At 54.8% G+C, this 18,010-nt stretch carries 13 protein-coding genes; 3 read left to right on the forward strand and 10 right to left on the reverse strand.

Annotated elements, in window-relative coordinates; translation table 11 throughout:
- Nucleotides 1-16 precede the first annotated feature (16 nt).
- The 3 genes from atpB to EI290_RS15290 all read right to left on the reverse strand — a co-directional run bounded on the left by atpB (nt 17) and on the right by EI290_RS15290 (nt 1,878).
- Nucleotides 17-1,081 (reverse strand): F0F1 ATP synthase subunit A, encoded by a 1,065-nt coding sequence (gene atpB, locus EI290_RS15280; RefSeq protein WP_125432157.1) that lies wholly within the window; start codon nt 1,079-1,081, stop codon nt 17-19.
- A gap of 37 nt (nt 1,082-1,118) precedes the next feature.
- A complete protein-coding gene (locus EI290_RS15285) occupies nt 1,119-1,523 on the reverse strand; it encodes a hypothetical protein (RefSeq protein ID WP_125432159.1) in 405 nt (134 codons plus the stop codon).
- Nucleotides 1,524-1,626: 103 nt separating this feature from the next.
- Nucleotides 1,627-1,878 carry an AtpZ/AtpI family protein gene (locus tag EI290_RS15290; protein WP_246008968.1) on the reverse strand — a complete coding sequence of 84 codons (252 nt, stop codon included), beginning with the start codon at nt 1,876-1,878 and terminating at the stop codon, nt 1,627-1,629.
- Between the two features lie 236 nt (nt 1,879-2,114).
- Here EI290_RS15290 and porW point away from each other — a divergent pair, with 236 nt between their 5' ends.
- The 3 genes from porW to uvrC all read left to right on the forward strand — a co-directional run bounded on the left by porW (nt 2,115) and on the right by uvrC (nt 9,856).
- Nucleotides 2,115-5,255, forward strand: coding sequence for a type IX secretion system periplasmic lipoprotein PorW/SprE (porW, locus tag EI290_RS15295; RefSeq protein ID WP_125432161.1), 3,141 nt, complete (start codon nt 2,115-2,117; stop codon nt 5,253-5,255).
- Between the two features lie 128 nt (nt 5,256-5,383).
- Nucleotides 5,384-7,723, forward strand: a complete 2,340-nt coding sequence (locus tag EI290_RS15300) for a transglycosylase domain-containing protein (protein ID WP_125432162.1) — start codon at nt 5,384-5,386, stop codon at nt 7,721-7,723.
- Between the two features lie 315 nt (nt 7,724-8,038).
- The gene (gene uvrC, locus EI290_RS15305; RefSeq protein WP_125432164.1) at nt 8,039-9,856 is read left to right on the forward strand and encodes an excinuclease ABC subunit UvrC; all 1,818 of its coding nucleotides are present in this window, start codon (nt 8,039-8,041) and stop codon (nt 9,854-9,856) included.
- A 169-nt stretch (nt 9,857-10,025) separates the two neighbouring features.
- Here uvrC and porN read toward each other — a convergent pair whose 3' ends face one another.
- The 7 genes from porN to EI290_RS15340 all read right to left on the reverse strand — a co-directional run bounded on the left by porN (nt 10,026) and on the right by EI290_RS15340 (nt 17,997).
- Nucleotides 10,026-10,913, reverse strand: coding sequence for a type IX secretion system ring subunit PorN/GldN (gene porN, locus EI290_RS15310; protein ID WP_125432166.1), 888 nt, complete (start codon nt 10,911-10,913; stop codon nt 10,026-10,028).
- A gap of 48 nt (nt 10,914-10,961) precedes the next feature.
- Nucleotides 10,962-12,551 (reverse strand): type IX secretion system motor protein PorM/GldM, encoded by a 1,590-nt coding sequence (gene porM / locus EI290_RS15315; RefSeq protein WP_125432168.1) that lies wholly within the window; start codon nt 12,549-12,551, stop codon nt 10,962-10,964.
- Nucleotides 12,552-12,613: 62 nt separating this feature from the next.
- Nucleotides 12,614-13,420, reverse strand: coding sequence for a type IX secretion system motor protein PorL/GldL (porL, locus tag EI290_RS15320; protein WP_125432170.1), 807 nt, complete (start codon nt 13,418-13,420; stop codon nt 12,614-12,616).
- Nucleotides 13,421-13,530: 110 nt separating this feature from the next.
- Nucleotides 13,531-14,550 (reverse strand): T9SS ring complex lipoprotein PorK/GldK, encoded by a 1,020-nt coding sequence (gene porK / locus EI290_RS15325; RefSeq protein WP_125432172.1) that lies wholly within the window; start codon nt 14,548-14,550, stop codon nt 13,531-13,533.
- 234 nt (nt 14,551-14,784) lie between these two features.
- Complete coding sequence (locus EI290_RS15330; protein ID WP_125432174.1) at nt 14,785-15,777, reverse strand: PorP/SprF family type IX secretion system membrane protein; 993 nt, start codon at nt 15,775-15,777, stop codon at nt 14,785-14,787.
- A gap of 147 nt (nt 15,778-15,924) precedes the next feature.
- On the reverse strand, nt 15,925-16,743 hold the full coding sequence (locus EI290_RS15335; RefSeq protein ID WP_125432176.1) for a uroporphyrinogen-III synthase: 819 nt from the start codon (nt 16,741-16,743) through the stop codon (nt 15,925-15,927).
- 75 nt (nt 16,744-16,818) lie between these two features.
- Nucleotides 16,819-17,997 carry a DUF4271 domain-containing protein gene (locus EI290_RS15340; protein ID WP_185817015.1) on the reverse strand — a complete coding sequence of 393 codons (1,179 nt, stop codon included), beginning with the start codon at nt 17,995-17,997 and terminating at the stop codon, nt 16,819-16,821.
- Nucleotides 17,998-18,010: the final 13 nt, after the last annotated feature.

The following is an 18,010-nucleotide window of genomic DNA, read 5'->3' on the forward strand; positions in this document are numbered from 1 at the left end:
CAGGGGTGGTGAAAGCTTAGTGCGCGTGAGCCGGCTCGGCACCATCACCGCCACCCATCTGGTAGTCGGCGTCGTGGTGCTCTTCTACCGCGCCGCCAATATACATGGCCGTGAGCAGGGTGAAGATGTAGGCTTGCAGAATGGCAACCATCAGTTCCAGCACGTTAATGAACAGGCCGAAAGCAACCGAAACCGGACTTACGTAAATGCTTTGAAAAATGAATATGAGCGAGATAAAGCTCAGCGTTACAATGTGGCCGGCCGTGATGTTGGCGAACAGACGCACCATCAGGGAGAAGGGCTTTACCACGATGCCGATGAGTTCCACCGGAATCATGATGGGCAGCAGGGGCTTCGGAACACCGGGCGTAGCGAAGATGTGGTGCCAGTAGTTCTTATTGGAGCTGAACAGGGTAATGAGCAGCGTGAGTACCGCCAGCGTGAGCGTCACGGCAATGTTGCCGGTAAGGTTGGCCCCGCCGGGCATCAGCCCCATCAGATTGTTGAACCAGATGAAGAAGAATACCGTCAGCAGATACGGCATATACCGCTCGTACTTCGGGCCGATGGACTTTTTGGCTACCTCGTCGCGGATGAAGACGATGATGGGCTCAAAGAACGACTGGATGCCTTTGGGAGCCCCGCTGCCGCGCTTGGCGTACCCCCGGGCCACGGCCGTAAACACGATGAGGAGTAGCGCGGCGCTCAAGAGCAAGGAGGCTACGTTCTTGGTAATGGAGAAGTCGTACACCTTGCTGCCATCCTCTGACACCAAGTGCTCGTGCTCCAGCTTCAGGCCCTCATATACCTTGCCTTCGGCCAGCTTAGAGGACGAAAATACCTGCAAGCCCTGGGCTGAGCGATAAGCAATAACCGGGAGCGGGATGGTGAAATGGGTACCGTGCTCTTCGTCGCCGAGCGTGGCAAAGTGCCACTCATGGGAGTCACCGATATGGTGCAGAATCATCTCCCCAGGGCTGAAAGCCTTCTTATCGGTGGCTTCTTCGGTTGTGGCCGTCGGCTCGTTGGCGTACACGGAAAACGAAAGGAAGCAAAGGAGAGCTAACAGTAAGCGCTTCATTCAGAGGGGGTTGGGGTGGGTTTCACAAAACCTTCATCTAAGGCTTTTCACCCGGTTTTGAAAACGGGCGCAAGTTACTCAGAACGCTCCAGACTTCAAACCCGGCAAAGAGAAAATACAGCAGAAAGAAGCCACCCAGAAACGCCCACTGCCCCTTGCCTTCCCGGCCTCCCCCCGTAAAAAGATATACCAGCACCAGCGTAAGCGACAAAAGCAGCCGCACTACCATGCTCCCGAAATAGGCCGCCATAAAGTTTTCGGCGTTGGCGCGCACCAGTCGGGCCGTTACCCAGTACGTGAGCAACGTCAGCAGAAAGAAGAAACCGAAGGTATAAGGTGTGAACGGGTGGATGATGCGCGGCCCAAACTGACTGTACAGGGCGTAGAGCACGAAACCGAGCAGCAGGCTGAAGAGCAGGTAGGCGCGGAGAAAGTCTTTCAAAGTATACGATGAAGTGGTGAGGTAAACGACCCTGAGTGCGGGCAAATGGCCTGATACGCCGTATACGCGGAATGACATTCCGGCTGGTGCAGCTGGCCGCTCGTTATTCCTGCTTCGAGACGGAGCGAATTACGTTATATAAGGCCGCAAACAAACCCAGCAACATCAGGCTCAGCGTGAACCAGGGCGTTTTGTTCTGGAAGTGCTCATCTAGCCAGTAGCCGGCCCAGGTGCTGAGGCCGATGGTGGCCAGCATCTGGGCGCCGATGCCGGAGTACTTGGCTACAGCCCGCATTCGGTCGGCGTTGCTATCAGAATCGGGTGGGCGAGGCGGCTGGGCTGGGGACTCGGTCATGGAAAGAAGCTGAGGCGGTGAGAAAAGCAAAATTACACGGTAGCCCGTTAGTACCCCCCTCACCCTGAATTGACCAACGGGTACCGGGGAAACCTGTACTTTTACCTACTTGGCTTCGTTGTGGAAATGGGAGCCGCCGAACGATTTCGACGTAGTACCACGTTTTCAGTTCAACATCCTCTCCTGTCCTGAGCTTCTCTGCCGCTTTGACGACGACAACTTCTCTGCTTTTGCGTGTGCTTTCCGCCTCCTCCGCGGCCGTGTTGCTGGCGGCAGGCATAGCGGGCTGTGCTTCTGAGCGCCCCTCGCTGCTGGGCCACGCCTATGATAACGTGGTAGCCCGTGACAACGCCTATTTTCTGGCGCATGAGAAAATGCGGGCCGTGGAAAATACCCTGAATGAGGCGCGGGTAAACGACTATAACCGGGTGCTGCCCATCTTTCCGACCCTGGACGACGCCACGGTGGCCCGGGTGACGGCCGACCTTGAGGATATCATCAAAAAGGCTTCCTTGCCGGTACAGCACCGCCCTGGCTCCGACTGGACCGATGACAGCTACCTGCTTATCGGGAAGGCCCGCTATTATAAGCGGGAGCTGGAAGATGCGGCCAAAACCTTTAAGTACGTTAATACCACCAGCAAGGACCCCAACGCCCGCCATGAGTCCCTTATTTGGCTGATGCGGACGTTTCTGGCGCTGAAAGAGCTGGACAATGCCGCGGCAGTGTCGGATATTCTGGACAAGGAGCAGGGCTCGGAACTGAATGCCCGGGCACTGTTTCTGACGCGGGCGGAGTTTTTTTTAAGGATTAATGAGCCGGCCAAGGCCATTGAGAACCTGGAAAAAGCTATTCCCTACATTGAGCCCAAAAATGAGCAGTCCCGCACCCGTTACATTCTGGCGCAGCTGTACCAAAACCAGGGTGAGGATAAAAAGGCGTACGCTCAGCTCAACCAGATCCTTAAGAAGAACCCGCCCTACGAGTTGGATTTCTATAGTAAGCTGATGCTGGGTCAGGTATCCGACCTGAATCAGAACGACCGGGCCCGGCTGGATAAGTATTTTGCCAAGCTGCTGAAGGATACCAAAAACAAAGAGTACCGCGACAAAATCTATTATGAGATGGCGCGGCTGGAATACCGGCAGCAACGTTACCCCGAGGCGCTGGCGCTACTGCAGAAGTCGGCCCGGACTCCCACCACCAACCGTGCTCAAAAGTCCTACACCTACCTGCTGGGAGGACGCATCTATTACGAGAACCTACAGAAGTACCGCTTGGCGGCCGCGTACTACGACAGCACCGTACAAAACCTACCCCGCGAAGCCTCCGATTATGAGGCCATAGCAGAACGTGCCGGCATTCTGCGGGATTTTGCACAGCAACTCACTATCATCGAAACCCAGGACAGCCTGCAGGCCCTGGCCCGGCTGGATACGGCCACCCTCCGCTCCCGCCTGACCACTTATGCCCAGGCGGAACTAGATAAGCAGCAACGAGAAGCCGAAGCGTTGGCGGCTAAGCAGGCCCGCGACGAGCAACGGAGCCAGCAGCAGACCGCCACTGGCCTCAGTACCGGCCGCGACCTGCAACCCGATGTGAGTGCCGATGATTTTCTGGCCGGCAATACGGGTCCTAAGTGGTATTTCGATAACCCTACGGCTCTGAGCACGGCCCGCAACGACTTTATCCGGAAATGGGGCGACCGGCCGCTGCAGGATAACTGGCGAACAGTAAACCAAACCAGAAATTCGCCGGTAACCACGCGCGGCGGCAATGTACCGGTAAGTGTGGCGGGCAACAGCAATACCGTGGTAAATGGTACTGCCCAGCCCACTGTAGCCGTGGATCCTGCCGTACAGCTTCGTGACCTGGTAGCCCGCTACCGTCAGAATTTGCCTCTCACGGCTCCGCAGCTGCAGCAATCCGATGCCCAAACGGAAGAAGCACTTTATGCGCTGGGTGGCATCTACAATCAACAGCTCAAAGAACCGGCCCGCGCTACCGAAACGTACGAAAGGTTACTCACGCGCTACCCCAAAGGCCCTCACACGCCGGAAACCCTGTACATCCTGTACCTGCAGTACAAAAACCAGAACGAGGCAGGTAAGGCCGAAAGCTATGCGGCTCGCTTGCGGGAAGCCTACCCCAACTCGTCCTATGCCCGCCTGGTAGCCGACCCGGAATATTTGCGCCGTACATCCGTAGCCAATGCGCAGGTGGCTCTCCTGGTCGATTCGGCCTTCACGTTCTACAAAAAGCAGGAGTTCAAGAAAGCATCGGCTGTGCTGGCCCGCACCCGCAAGCAATATCCCCAAAACGACCTCAACGACAAGGTTGACTTTCTGGGTACCCTGCTTACCATCCGGACCCAGCCCCCGCTGACGGCTAAAGCCGCCGTGGAAAAATTTTATAAGGACTATCCGGAAAGCCCCCTGGCCAACCAGGCCGTGGCCATCCTGACTACCTACAAGAAATACGATGCCGGCCAGATTACCGGCGCACTGGTTTCTACCGATAAACCTCCGATATCCGTTTTCCGGCCCGGCGAAGTAGAAAACCGTATGCGTATTTACTACCAGGAAAATGAGTCGCCGGTAGTGCCTCTGCCACAGAAGTCCACCGTAACGCCCCCCGCGGCTGCGGCTGCTTCGCCCTCGGTTCCGGCAGCTCCTTCCTCCACGCAGGCGGCTACCACCATTCCTTCGGCCACTACCACGGTGCCGGGCTCCAAACAGCCGGCTCCTCCGGCTACGACGCCTGCCCCCGCTCCGGAACCCACGCCCGAGGAGTCGGCCAAACTAGCTCGCCAGGCGGCCGCCCAGGCCCGGGCCCGGGGTAAAAAAACTCCTGCTAAAACCCCGCCTGCCCTTACTCCCGGCACTCCGGCCGTGCCGGAAACTCCTGCCGTCAACGCGCCGGTTACAAGTCCGGTGGTGGCCCCACCTACCACTCCGCCCACTACCTCACCGGCTGTTTCGGGCACCACTCCACCGGCGCCGGCTGCGTCGCCATTCAAGGCAGATCTTGCTGCTTCGCACGTAGTGGTGCTGGTATTTGCCACGGATGCCCCAGCCCTGAAGGATATGGCTGCGCAACTGGGCGCATACAACACCCGCTACTTCAAATCCAGCAGTTTGTTGGTGCGGCAGCAGCCATTGGGTACTACGCAGCAATTACTGGTAGTGGAGGCACTACCCGGAGCAAAGCTGGCCCAGAGCTATGCGCTCAAGCTTCGGGGGCCTCAGTCGCCGCTTAGCAAGCTGCGGGGCGCGGGTTACCAAACCGTAGTAATCAGTATTGATAACCTGCCGGTGCTACTCCAGACGCAGAATCTGGAAGAATATCAGCGTTTTTACCAGCAGACATACCGTTGATTCGAGTGAAAATTGGTAGAAGGAAGTAGTTATGGGGTTGGCTGGCGCAGCTTGTGCGGCCCCACTCCAGTTACTGCTTTTACACCTCCTGATTTTTATCTCTTACTCTCTAATTTCTCGTTTCTTCAATGGCTTACCCCGCCAAAAGCAAAGCATCTTCCCGTAAACCTACCTCCCCCGGCCGCTTTACTGGTTGGGCCCGCAGCCTGTGGGCACTATTTGGAATTGGTGTTGCAGGAATGGTGCTGTATGTGCTGGCCGTTAGCGTCAACTTCCTGAATCTGTTCGGACGTATGCCTAACCTCAAAACGCTGGAAAATCCGCGTAGTGAGTTGGCATCGGAAATATATTCGGCCGATAATGTGCTCATGGGCAAGTACTTCCGTGAAAACCGCACCCCGGCCGAATACGAAGATCTGCCCCAGCACCTGGTTGACGCCCTCATTGCCACCGAAGATGCCCGTTTTGAGGAACATTCCGGTATCGACCCCAAGGCTACCGGCCGAGTAGCCGCGGGCCTGCTTACGGGCGGCAGCGGTGGCGGGGGCTCCACCCTCACCCAGCAACTGGCCAAAGTGCTGTTCCGTACCCGCGAGGACCTGAACGATGGAACGCTGAACGATGTGCCCGGCGTACGGATGCTCATTACCAAAACCAAGGAGTGGATTCTGGCTACTCGCCTGGAGCGCAGCTACACCAAGCGCGAAATTCTGCGCATGTACTTGAATACCAACGATTATGGCTCCAATGCCTTTGGTATAAACACAGCCGCCAAAACCTTTTTCAGCAAGAAGCCCCGGGAGTTGACCCGCCCCGAGGCGGCTACGCTGGTAGGCGTCCTGAATGCCCCTACGCGGTTCAGTCCTAAGTTTAATCCCCAACGCTCCCGGATACGCCGCAACTGGGTATTGCGCCAGATGAATAAGTACGGCTACATCGACGCCCAGCAGCTTCGGGCCGATACCCTACAGCCCATTGTGCTACGCTACAGCGTGGAAAACCAGAATGAAGGCATTGCGCCCTATTTCCGGGTGGAGGTGAGCAAGATGCTGAAGCAATGGGCCAAGGAAACTGACCACGACCTGTATGCCGACGGCCTCAAGATTTATACTACCATCGACTCGCGTATGCAGAAGTACGCCGAGGCGGCCGTGGCCGAGCATATGAAGCTGCAGCAGAAGTGGTTCGACCAGCAGTGGCGCGGCCAGCAACCCTGGCGCGACGAAAACGGCCGGGTAATTCCCAACTTCCTTACCACCTCCATCCAGCGCACCGAGCGGTACCGCTCCCTAAGCAACCGGTTTGAGGGCCGTAAAGACTCCATCAAGTACTACCTCAACAAGAAGTACCGGATGAAGGTGTTCACCTGGAATGCAGGCGAGAAGGAAGTGCTGATGTCGCCCATGGACTCCCTGGCTTACTACAAGCGGCTGTTGCACTCTGGCTTTATGGCCATGAACCCCTTGAACGGGCAGGTAAAGGCCTGGGTGGGAGGTATCAACTTCAAGTACATCAAGTACGACCACGTAAAACAGGGCAAGCGCCAGCCAGGCTCCACATTTAAGCCCTTCGTGTACGTAGCTGCCATTGACCAGGGCTACTCGCCCTGCTACCAGCGCCCCGACGTACCTACCACCTTCCCCGCCGAGCGGGGCCGCCCGGCTTACACACCCAAGAACTTCGAGGGCAGCTACTCGGGCCGCACCTTCACGCTACGGCAGGCCCTGGCCCGCTCCATGAACTCCATTACGGCCTGGCTGGTGCAGAAGCTGGGCCCCGAAACGGTGGTGAGCTACGCCAAGCGCCTGGGCATCACCTCCCCCATTGAGGCCGTACCCGCCGTGGGCTTCGGTTCTTCCGACGTGAGCATCTACGAGCTGGCCGGAGCCTACAGCACCTTCGTGAACAAAGGCATCTGGACGGCCCCCATGATGGTGACACGCATTGAGGATAAGAACGGCAACGTGCTCCGCGAATTTGTGCCCCAAACGCGAGAGGCATTGAGCGAGGAAACAGCCTACCTGATGACCTATATGCTGCGCGGGGCAACAGAAGAGCAGGGCGGCACTAGTATCATTCTGAAAGGTGGCTTCAAATTCAACAATGAAATCGGAGCCAAAACCGGCACCACGTCCAACTACTCCGACGGTTGGTTTATGGGCCTCACACCCGACTTGGTGTGCGGCATGTGGGTGGGCGGCGAAGACCGGAGCATTCACTTTCGTACCGGCGCCTACGGCCAGGGTTCCCGCCTGGCGCTGCCGCTCTATGGCATCTTCATGAAGAAGGTGTACAAGGATAAGAGCATTGACATCAACACTGGTCCTTTCCCCAAACCAACGCAGCCTTTAAGCATAGAAATAGACTGCTCCCGCTACTACGGTGGAGCCGGAGCCCGCGACACTATCCCGTACGAGCAGAAGCTGAACCAAGTGGATCTGGACGACCTCAACGAAGAGGACATTTAATCACAGATTTACGCTGATTTTTCGGCTGATTGCGCAGATTGCAACGGCGTAGGAGCGAGAATGAACGTCATGCTGAGCGAAGCCGGAGGCGAAGTCGAAGCATGACCGTTTGTAGTTTTTCGCTGATTTAACCGATTTTTACGCCAGGTGGCCGGGACGTCCCGGCCACCTTTTTTGTTGTATCATCAGCGCCCAGCCAGTATGCTGAACCTCAGCACCGGCCGGCTGCGTACTCCCGTTGAACCCACAGCTGTAGCCTTGCCCGGCAGAACAAATCTGCGGCATCGGCGGCTGCATCTGCATCATCTGTGATTTATGGCCGCCCGTCCTGAGCTACAAGACCAAATTCGCCAATTGCCCCACCGCCCGGGTGTGTACAAGTACTTCGGCGAGGAGGATACGATTATCTACGTGGGCAAGGCCATTGACCTGCGTAAGCGCGTGAGCAGCTACTTCACCAAGCAGGACCACAACAAGAAAACCCAACAGCTGGTCAAGAATATCCGCCGCATCGAGTTTACCATCGTCGATTCGGAATCGGATGCATTTCTGCTGGAAAACAACCTCATCAAGCAGCACCAGCCCAAATACAACATTCTGCTCAAGGACGGCAAGACGTATCCTTACCTGCTGCTGACCAATGAGCGGTTTCCGCGCCTTATCCCAACCCGCAACAAGATACCCGGCCAAGGTCGCTACTATGGCCCCTACGCCAACGTAACCGGTATGAACCTGCTGCTGGAGTTGATTCGGGCTTTATATCCGCTGCGTACTTGTACCTACAACCTCTCGCCCCAGAACATTGAGGCCGGCAAATTTAAGGTGTGTCTGGAGTACCACTTGGGCAACTGCAAAGGACCCTGTGAAGGCCATCAGGACGAGGAAACCTACAACCAGTACATTCAGCAGATCCGGCAGATTCTCAACGGCGACCTGCGCCTGCCCAAGCAGTACTTCCGGGAGCGAATGACGCAGGCAGCCCAGGAGCAGCAATATGAACTGGCCCACCAGTTCAAGCTTAAGCTGGATAAGCTGGATGAGTTCCAGAGTAAAAGCACCATCGTCAATGCCTCCCTGTCGAATATCGACGTGTTCAGCATTGCTTCCAACGAAAAGTCGGCCTTTATCAGCTACCTGAAGGTGATGAATGGCAGCATTGTGCTAACCCAGTCGGTGGAGGTGCAGAAGAAGCTCGATGAGCCCGACGAGGAAATCCTGGCTCCGCTCATTATGCAGATGCGCCAGGAGTTTGAGAGCGAGTCAAAGGAAGTTCTGACCAATGTGCCCGTGGCTAACCTGCCCTTGCCTGGGGTTACCATCACCCAGCCTCAGATTGGCGACAAGCGCAAGCTGATTGAGCTGGGCCTGAAAAACGTGCTCTATCTGCGCAAGGAGAAGGAAAGCATGAACGACCGGAGCAAGGACCTGAACGAGGTGCGCATCATGGAAACCATGAAGAAAGATTTGCGCCTGACGGAGCTGCCCAAGCACATTGAATGCTTTGACAACTCCAACTTCCAGGGCGACAATCCGGTGGCCGCTATGGTGTGCTTTCGCAATGCGCGTCCCAGCAAAAAGGACTACCGCCACTATCATATCAAAACCGTGGTCGGCCCCAACGACTTTGACTCGATGTACGAAGTCGTGACGCGCCGCTACCGCCGCCTGGTAGACGAGGGTGCCAGCCTGCCTCAGCTGGTTATTGTGGATGGCGGCAAAGGCCAGCTTAGCATGGCGGTGAAGGCTCTCAAGGACCTCAACCTCTGGGGCCAGATTCCGGTTATCGGCATTGCTAAGCGCCTCGAAGAAATCTACGTGCCGAATGATCCGCTTCCGCTATACATCGACAAGAAAAGCGAAACATTACGGCTAATTCAGCGCATGCGCGACGAAGTGCACCGCTTCGGCATCACCTTCCACCGCTCCCGCCGCGACGCCGCCACCCTCAAAACCGAGCTTACCGAAGTTAAAGGCCTCGGCCCCGTCACCGCCGACAAGCTCCTGACCAAGTTCAAATCGGTTAAGAAAATTCGGGAGCTAACCGAGCAGGAACTCACTACCGAAGTCGGCAAGGCCAAAGCCCGCATCCTCCTCAACTACTTCAGCCAGCAGGAAGATGCACCCATTGTCTGAGCAATGTCATTACAGTGCCAGCATACGGGGTTACCCCTGCCGTCGGAATGACACACCAGATGGACACAAACAACAAAAAGCCCCAACCGCAACCGGTTGGGGCTTTTGCTTGCCGACGACCCCAAAGTGAATCGTCCACAAAATTCGTGAAAACCGCGTAATCAGTGGTCTAGAAGGACCACAGGTTGTATTCGTACTCAATCAGGTCGGCTGCCGCCTGCTGCGAGGCCAGAATGCCTTGCTGCTGCCCGCCGTAGATTTCGTCAAGGCGCGAATCGTTGGGGTTCGACACCTTCACGATGTAGGAGTTGAACAGCCACAGCTCAAACGCATCCGCCAGATTCTTGTGCTGGGCATCGTTCTGGGGGTTAAACCAGATAGCCTTGTCAGGGTTAGCCCGGAACATCCGCACTAAGTCGCTATACTTGAAATAACCAATCGGCTTTTCAATACCCGAGGTGTTGGAGCCCAACGTAGAAGGCACCAGCAAACCCAAGGATTTGATGTCGTGATACATTCTCGACCGTTTTTTGTCGAAAATCATATCCTCCTTCATTTCCAGCTGATAGATGTCTTTAGGACGATACTCGTAGCTCGGCGGAGCAACGGGCTTTTTGGGAGCTGCCGCAGCTGCCCGGCCATTACGACCGCGCGGAGCAGGAGTACCCCAGTCGTCACCGGTGTCTTCGGTGAATCCAGCTGCTTTTTCTTCGTCGCTCAGGCCGGCGCTGGCTTCCGCATACGACATGTTGCCCAGAAACTCTTTCGAAGAAAGCGTAGTGGTCAGGGAGTCGCTGCGGTAGGCCTGCAATTCACCGCGCTTCACGGCGTCGATGATTACGCGGCTGATTTCCTTCTGTTCCGCGAACATGGGCTTGTTCTGCTTCTCACGCAGGTCGATAGCACGCCAGATGGTCTTCCGGAACATAATGTCCGAATTCGGAATCGGGCGGTACGAGCCGTTGCTGCTTGCGGTGGTAGCTTGTTCCTGAGCCGAAGCTGCCACCGACAGCATCAGGCCGGCCGTCAGAGCGGCGAAGGAGAGGAATTTGTTCATACCTGGGTAATCAAAAAAGCGCGGCGGATAGTTCAGAGCCAGTAACGTTTACAGCAGCGGAATATTGAACTGCTTGGAAACATTTACGTCTTCCACATTGCCCTGGAAGTTCTGACGCTGCACACCCTTCACTTCGATGTACAGACGGTCACCTTCACGAGCCGTGTTTACCACGCTGCTCAGGTCAACGGTAGGCCCGTTTACGGTGATGGTTTGCATAGCCGGACGCTTACCGCGCACCAGTGTTACCTCGTAGCGCGACACCCGGAAACGGGCATCATCAGGCAAGAAGGTAGCAAAGCCAGCATCAGCTACAGCCTTCAGGTTCATGTTGCGCACGGCCGTAATGGGCGTACCCTGCTTTTCGTTGGCGGGACGGCCACCTACCCAGCACTGAATCTCCGGCTTAGGAATCGGACGAACCTGGAAGGTTTGCGAACCAATGGGGTTGCCGCCGCTGCTTACGCTCAAGGTTACCTCTTTCGAATTCGGAATCAGGGTTACTTCACCCTTGGCCGAGCCTTTGATGGTAGAAGCACCGGAAGCCGAGAAGCTGGGGTCGTACTGGGCACCCAAAGCCGGTACCTGTACACTCAGCTTGTTGCCGCACTTGAAGTACAGAGCCTGCACCGAAGCCGACTGAATCTGCATGACCGGCTTGGTAATGGTGTAAGGCACCGTCACGTTGAAGGTCGTGTCGCGGCCGTTCTGCTTGAAGCGGATCGTGCCTTTCCAGGAAGCCTTGGCGTTACCAGCTTGGTCAAAAGAACCCGGACGAGCCGTAAACTCAATTTTGCCTTTGCCAGTAGCAGGATCAACTTTCAGAGGCGAACCGTTCAGCGTCATGCTTGGATTCAGGCCTGAAGCCGAAGCCGTCAGGAACAGCTCAGCTTTGTACTTGGTGCCAGCAGCTACCGTATTCGACTCGGCACTAGCAAAAGCACCAATCTTATCGAAAACGATATTCGATGCCCCTACTTGCTGGGCCAGCCGGTTTAGAGCGTCTGACTCGTATTTAAGAACCTCTGTTTCCTTTTGTGAAAGAACTGCTAGAGCAGCGGCAACCGGGGTCTGCTCAAAATTCAACTGAGCAAAGTCTTTGGTTTTCTGTTCAGCCGTTACAGCAGGGTCTTCTTTCGCATCAAGTGCTAGTTTCGGCACCGTTACACCGGGCACCAACGTTTGCAAATCAGTTGCGTACTGGTTCAGGTCATTCTTGAGCTTGTACCCCAACCCTTTTTTGTTGCCTGCACTTCCCAACATAAGGTTAGCTACAGCCTCCGTTGCCTCCAGATTTTCAAATTTTTCTGGTGTGTTTTTAGAGGCCTTCATGAGCTGGTCCCGCATGTCGCGCAGGGAGCTGATCATTTGAGCAGTACGCTCCCGTACTTTCTGACTAGCTGCCAGTACGGCCCGATCTTTCGCCTGATTGCGGTTATCCGCTACTGCCTTTTCAATGCCTTTAACGGCATCTTGGTTGCTCTTATCAGTTTTCTGGTTCACCCCAAACAGAGCATCATCCAGAAATTTAAATTTCAGCAGAATAGCTGAGTTCACATTTAGGGCCAGAAGTGCAGTCAGTACCAAGTACATCATGCCAATCATCTTCTGCCGTGGAGTTTCCTTACCTCCCGCCATCGTATCTGCCTATTCTAGTACTAGTGGAACTACTATCTGAAACGTTATGCAGTGCGGCTACCTTAGTTGGTAGCGCGCATAGCGTTTAGCATGTTACCATACACACGGTTCAGCGAGCTGAGGTTGGTGGTCAGGCTGGTTACTTCCTGCTTGAACTGGTCGGTTTCTTTGCCAGCTTCGGTCAGGTTCTCCATAGCCTGCGCTAGAGTGCCGTAGAACTTGTTCATGGACTTGAGGTGCGTGTTGGCATCCTGCAGTTCCATCTCATATACTGCGTTCAGAGCACCCAGATTCTTGGTCACATTCTGCACCTGCACGTGGTATTCACGGGCATCGTTGGTGGCGTCAGCCATAGCCGTCATAGCTTGGGCCGTAGCTGAGTACGACTCATTAATGCGCTCCAGCGACTGAGCAGCGTTGCGCACTTTAGTCGTGTACTCATCGGTAGCGCTGGTAGCATCACTGAGAGTAGACAGCTGTTGGGTAGTAGTGCTCAGACGATTCAGGCCTTGGCCCAATGAAGCAATAGCCTCAGGCGTCACGTTGGCATCTTTCAGCATGTCATCCAACTTGCGGGTCAGGCCAGTACCGTTGTTTTGCTCAACAAACTTGTTGCTATTGGTAGAAGGATCGTATCCCTCGCTCAATTCTGGGTAAACCAGCGCCCAGTCAACCTCTTTCGGATTGGGCTGGAATGCGCTAAGGAAGAAAATAACTGCTTCCGTACCAAGACCGATAATCAGCATGAGGTCGGCACCTGGTAAGTGAAGAATTTTGAACAGAGCTCCGATGATTACGACGGCTGCACCGATGCCGTAAATTTTCGGCATTACCGAATCGAAGAAAAAGTTACCGCCTTTAGCTGCCATGTGAATGGATGTTGAAAAAGAAGTTTGTTGAGGTAATGATTTTACAGAAATGAGCGAGAAATACACGTGGCTGGAGCTCTCGACTCCACATGCATTTCTCGTACTGGCAGTTAGTTCAGGCTCTGGTTGGTGCCCATGCCAATCTGAATCATGGCCGTGCGGAAACCGATGTATGAGCGGGCCGAATCCTGGTATTCGAAGTTACGGGTGCCGGTTTCGAGGAAATACGCAATGTCTTTCCACGATCCGCCACGTACTACTTTGCGGGGCTCGTTATCGTCGGGGTTAGTGGGGTTCATGTCCCATACCACCGGCACCGAAGCCTCCATGTACGCATCATCGCACCACTCTGCTACGTTACCCGACATGTCGTACAGGCCGAAGTCGTTGGGGAAGAACGCACCCACCGGCGAGGTGTAGGCATAGCCATCCGAAGCGTAGTCGCCGCGGCCGGGTTTGAAGTTAGCCAGCATGCAGCCTTTGGAGTTGCGCAGGTATGGGCCACCCCAAGGGTAGGTAGCCAGGTCACGGCCACCACGGGCAGCGTATTCCCACTCAGCCTCTGAAGGCAAGCGGAAGTTAGGCGTCGGGGCCAGACCCGCTTCGGCGTTGGCGGCGTTCTTGTTTTTGGTGCGCCAGTTGCAGAAATACTTAGCGGCAAACCAGTCAACCCCAACTACCGGGTAGTCGTCGAAGGCCGGGTGCGTGTAATAGTATTCCATCAGCGGGTCACCCATGTGATAGGTAAAGTCGCGCACCCACACGGTGGTATCGGGGTAGAGTTCCGTCATTACGTACTCTTCGCCCAGCACGTCAATTGAGTCCTGCCGGATGGCATTCATGAACTGACGGTATTCGTTGTTGGTAATTTCGGTTTCATCCATGTAGAAGCCGGCAATAGTTACCTGCTTATTCATGTTCACCATAGAGGCCGATATATCCTGGTCCGTCTGGCCCATGTGGAACGTTCCACCGGGGCAGGGCACCATACCATAAGGTACTTCCTGAGGGTTAAACTCCGGACGATCCTCCGCCCCAACCAGGTCGCCTTGCGGTCCTTTGCCGAAACCACAGCCTCCCAGGAGTAGCGTCGAAATAGCGACGAGAGGCAATACGAGAAACTTGTTCATGTGAGAAAGAAAAAGACGGTCGAGGCGGCGATATCCAAAGATTACAATTTTTGAGCTGGCAAATCTAACGAATCGTACGTTCGTACGCAAGCCTATCGCTCAATGCATTCCAATTGTCTGCGAACGGGCCTTTCAGCCGGTTAAACAATGGCTAGCAGTGAGTTAATACAAGCTCGTCAGTTGTGTTGAGGCAATAAAACGGTAAGGATGATTTCCTGCGACGCTGGCCTCTTTTTAGAAGCTGTAACGCGGTGTACGAATTGCTGGGCGGACTGCCAGACCGGGTTTTGGCAGACGATAGGAGAGCATAATTTCGAAAGAGCTAAGTGCCCGAGCATCTTGATTAAATGCAATCAAGTCGTAAGCTAATCCCACACGCATGGCATTGTCTTTTGAAAAACTCAGCCCCCCGAGAGCAGTAAATGACTCATCGTACCGATACCCAATACCTCCCCAAAAACGGTCGTTGAAAGTAGCGCGTACGCCGGCTTCGTAGGAATTGTTTTTGAAGTTGAACTTGTTGTTGTCGCCAAACTTGCCGGGCAGCACCATCTTCATCAGCACGGTGGGCGTAACTACAACGGATGACGACGCCTCGATATTGTACCCAGCCGTCAGGTAGGCGTGATTTTCGTTGATATACTCTGCTGTTTTACCGCCGGCTACCTGGCTGTTGAACTGGTAGTCTGAACGCAGTAAGTTATTGACACTCAGACCAGCGTACAGTTTATCTGACTCGTACCACACGCCAACACCGGCATCCAGCTTACGGTCGGCTCCCTCCTGCGGAACCTTTACATCGTCCTTATCGATGGGACGGTAGGTCCCTTGATAAATGTTGTTGAAAACGCCTTGAATTCCGATACCCAGCCGCCCTTCTCCTACCTTCAGGTGCTTCGAATACGACAGTTGAACGTTGGTAGTAGTGAGTTGAGCAATTCTGTCACGATAAACACCAATGCCTAAGCCGCCACCAATGGCTGCTACAGGCAGTGAAGCCGTGAGCATGTACGTTTGGGGGGAGCCACCCGTATCGAAGGTGGCATCATAGCCAAAGTATTGAGAACGACCTAAAGCGGTAATTTCTCCCTGCCCCTTGATGCCAGCATACGCAGGATTCAGGAACATCCCATTAAAGCCGTAGTGGCTAAACTGGGGCTGCTGCTGCGCCAGCGCGGTGCTAAAAGCAACGGAGGAGAAGAGGGAAACGAGTAAAGTTCTCTTCATAAAAGGACTGATTTAGGGCAAGTTACGTTTGGAAAAAGGAAGGCATGTCGTTTCCAAATGTATGCAAAAAACCCTCTACAACAAATCCAGCAAAAAAAACACGAGGGAATAGCCAAGCCAGTCCCTCGTGCTCTACTTATGAAGCTACTATTTGCTATTCTTCTTCTCTTTAGCCATTTCGGCCCCATGGTGGAGGCGGATGTAGGCTTCAATAGCTCCCGTCATGGAAGGAGCATTGGGCTGAGGTGCCTCAATATCAAGATCTAAGCCGGCATCCAGCACGGCTTTGGCGGTAGTAGGCCCGAAGGCAGCAATGCGGGTCCCGTTCTGTTCGAAATCGGGGAAGTTGATGAACAGAGAGCTAATGCCGGAGGGGCTGAAAAAGGCTATGCAGTCGTATTTTACGTCCGATAGATCCGACAGGTCGCTGGCTACGGTGCGGTAAATAACGGCTTCGGTGAACTTAAAGCCATTAGCCCGCATGAACTCCGGAATATCATCTTTACGAATGTCGGAGCAGGGATAGAGGAATTTCTCGCCTTTGTGTTTCTTAATGACATCGAACAAGTCGGCAGCAGTACGTTGCCCCACAAACAGCTTACGCTTACGCAGAACAATGTATTTCTGCAGGTAGTTAGCCGTCTGCTCAGAAATACAGAAGTATTTCATTTCGGCAGGCATCTCAATCTTCGCTTCCTGACAGATGCGGAAGAAATGGTCAACTGCATTCCGGCTAGTGAAGATAATAGCCGTGTGCTCTTGAATGTTGACTTTCTCTTTCCGGAAATCCTTATAGGAAACCGGCTGCACCTCAATAAATTCCCGAAAATCTACTTTTATCCCGTACTTATCTGCAATAGAGAAATACGGCGAGACATCGTTAGCAGGTTTAGGCTGGGTGACCAGGATGCTGGAGATACGCTTAGCGTGACGGCCCGTCCCCGGTTGGTCTTTGCTCTCGGCCATAGGTAAGAAAAAGGGTAAGTCTAAGGCAATAAGGGGGCGTTGCAGGAGCTACCGGCGCAAACCGGCAGAGGCGTGTCAGTAGGTAAAAACAATCAGTTTGAGCAGAATGATTAGGGGAATCACTTCTGTGGCGCAAAGGTACGAAAACAAATGCAGATTTAGCAGGGATGCTTTCCGGTTGAGCGTACGGCCTACTCGCAGTACCGTACCAATCAACAGCAAGGAAACCACCCCGTTGGATACCCACAGCACCGTTTCTGGCAGGCGTTGGTTAAGGCCCAGATACAGGAGCATCACGACCGGCAGAAACAGGCCCATAAACAGGCTGGTTCGAATAAATTCCCGGTACTGAATAGTTACTAATTCGGTAACATCGAAAATGTAGCCCATCAGCTCCAGGAACAAATACTTGCCCAGCACAAAGCCCGTTACCAGAGCTGTGTAGAGCAGCACCCGTACCACAATAGCCGACTCGGCGACGTCGAAGAGGCGGCGCAGAATAACGATGCTCTGAATATTGGTGTGAATGGCCACCAGCAACAGAGCAAAAGACAGAGAAAACAGCACGACTAACACCAGGTTGAGCCAGGTGAGAGTGGGCTTGATGAGAAAATCCTGCTCAGCGGCTCCTTTACCCCATAGTCCTTCCAACTGGTAAATACGGGCAAACCCAGGTTGGTACGTGGCCCGCAGGCCTCCGTAGCAAAGCCCCAGCAGCAGCAGGAAACCCACAAATACGTTTTGCCCCTGGTGGCCACGCGGGCGGGGCTGGGCAGTAGGCACCGGTGCTACTGAAGTACCGGATTTGGCCTTGACCAACGGAACGGCGTTGGTGAAAGTAGCCAGGTTGGGAATAGCATCGGGTTGCCAGACGCACAACAGGTGGGAGCCGGGCTGAGTGCCAGGCGGCAGCAGAGCGGCCAGGTCGATGGTGTAGGAAGCGGGCGTACGGGCACTAAATACAAGCCGGTTGTCCAGGAACAGACTTAGTTTCTCCCGGGCCGTGAAGCTAATGCGCAGAGGCTTATTCGGCCGAATTGACAACCACTGGTAATAGGCGTGGGCGGGGGCGTGGTAGTCGGGTAGGTAGAGAACCAGGCGGTTCCGGGCCTCATCGAAGATCAGCCAGTCGGGGGTGAGGCCCGCGCGGGGGGCGGGAGGTAGCGGGCGGTACTCGGCCGCGTATGCGGCCGGCCGCAGGCTCAGGAACAACAGGCCCAGCACCCAAACCCAGAAACGCCAGCTGCTACGCACTTTGCCAGGAAGA

The organism is Hymenobacter metallilatus (assembly GCF_003944705.1).
Lineage (GTDB): Bacteria > Bacteroidota > Bacteroidia > Cytophagales > Hymenobacteraceae > Hymenobacter > Hymenobacter metallilatus.

Bases quoted from the DNA above. Each gene is read 5' to 3' on its own strand.
- porN (WP_125432166.1), bottom strand. From the start codon at position 10,913: ATGAACAAATTCCTCTCCTTCGCCGCTCTGACGGCCGGCCTGATGCTG.
- porL (WP_125432170.1), bottom strand. From the start codon at position 13,420: ATGGCAGCTAAAGGCGGTAACTTTTTCTTCGATTCGGTAATGCCGAAA.
- EI290_RS15290 (WP_246008968.1), bottom strand. From the start codon at position 1,878: ATGACCGAGTCCCCAGCCCAGCCGCCTCGCCCACCCGATTCTGATAGC.
- atpB (WP_125432157.1), bottom strand. From the start codon at position 1,081: ATGAAGCGCTTACTGTTAGCTCTCCTTTGCTTCCTTTCGTTTTCCGTG.
- uvrC (WP_125432164.1), top strand. From the start codon at position 8,039: ATGGCCGCCCGTCCTGAGCTACAAGACCAAATTCGCCAATTGCCCCAC.
- EI290_RS15330 (WP_125432174.1), bottom strand. From the start codon at position 15,777: ATGAAGAGAACTTTACTCGTTTCCCTCTTCTCCTCCGTTGCTTTTAGC.
- EI290_RS15300 (WP_125432162.1), top strand. From the start codon at position 5,384: ATGGCTTACCCCGCCAAAAGCAAAGCATCTTCCCGTAAACCTACCTCC.
- EI290_RS15335 (WP_125432176.1), bottom strand. From the start codon at position 16,743: ATGGCCGAGAGCAAAGACCAACCGGGGACGGGCCGTCACGCTAAGCGT.
- porK (WP_125432172.1), bottom strand. From the start codon at position 14,550: ATGAACAAGTTTCTCGTATTGCCTCTCGTCGCTATTTCGACGCTACTC.
- porM (WP_125432168.1), bottom strand. From the start codon at position 12,551: ATGGCGGGAGGTAAGGAAACTCCACGGCAGAAGATGATTGGCATGATG.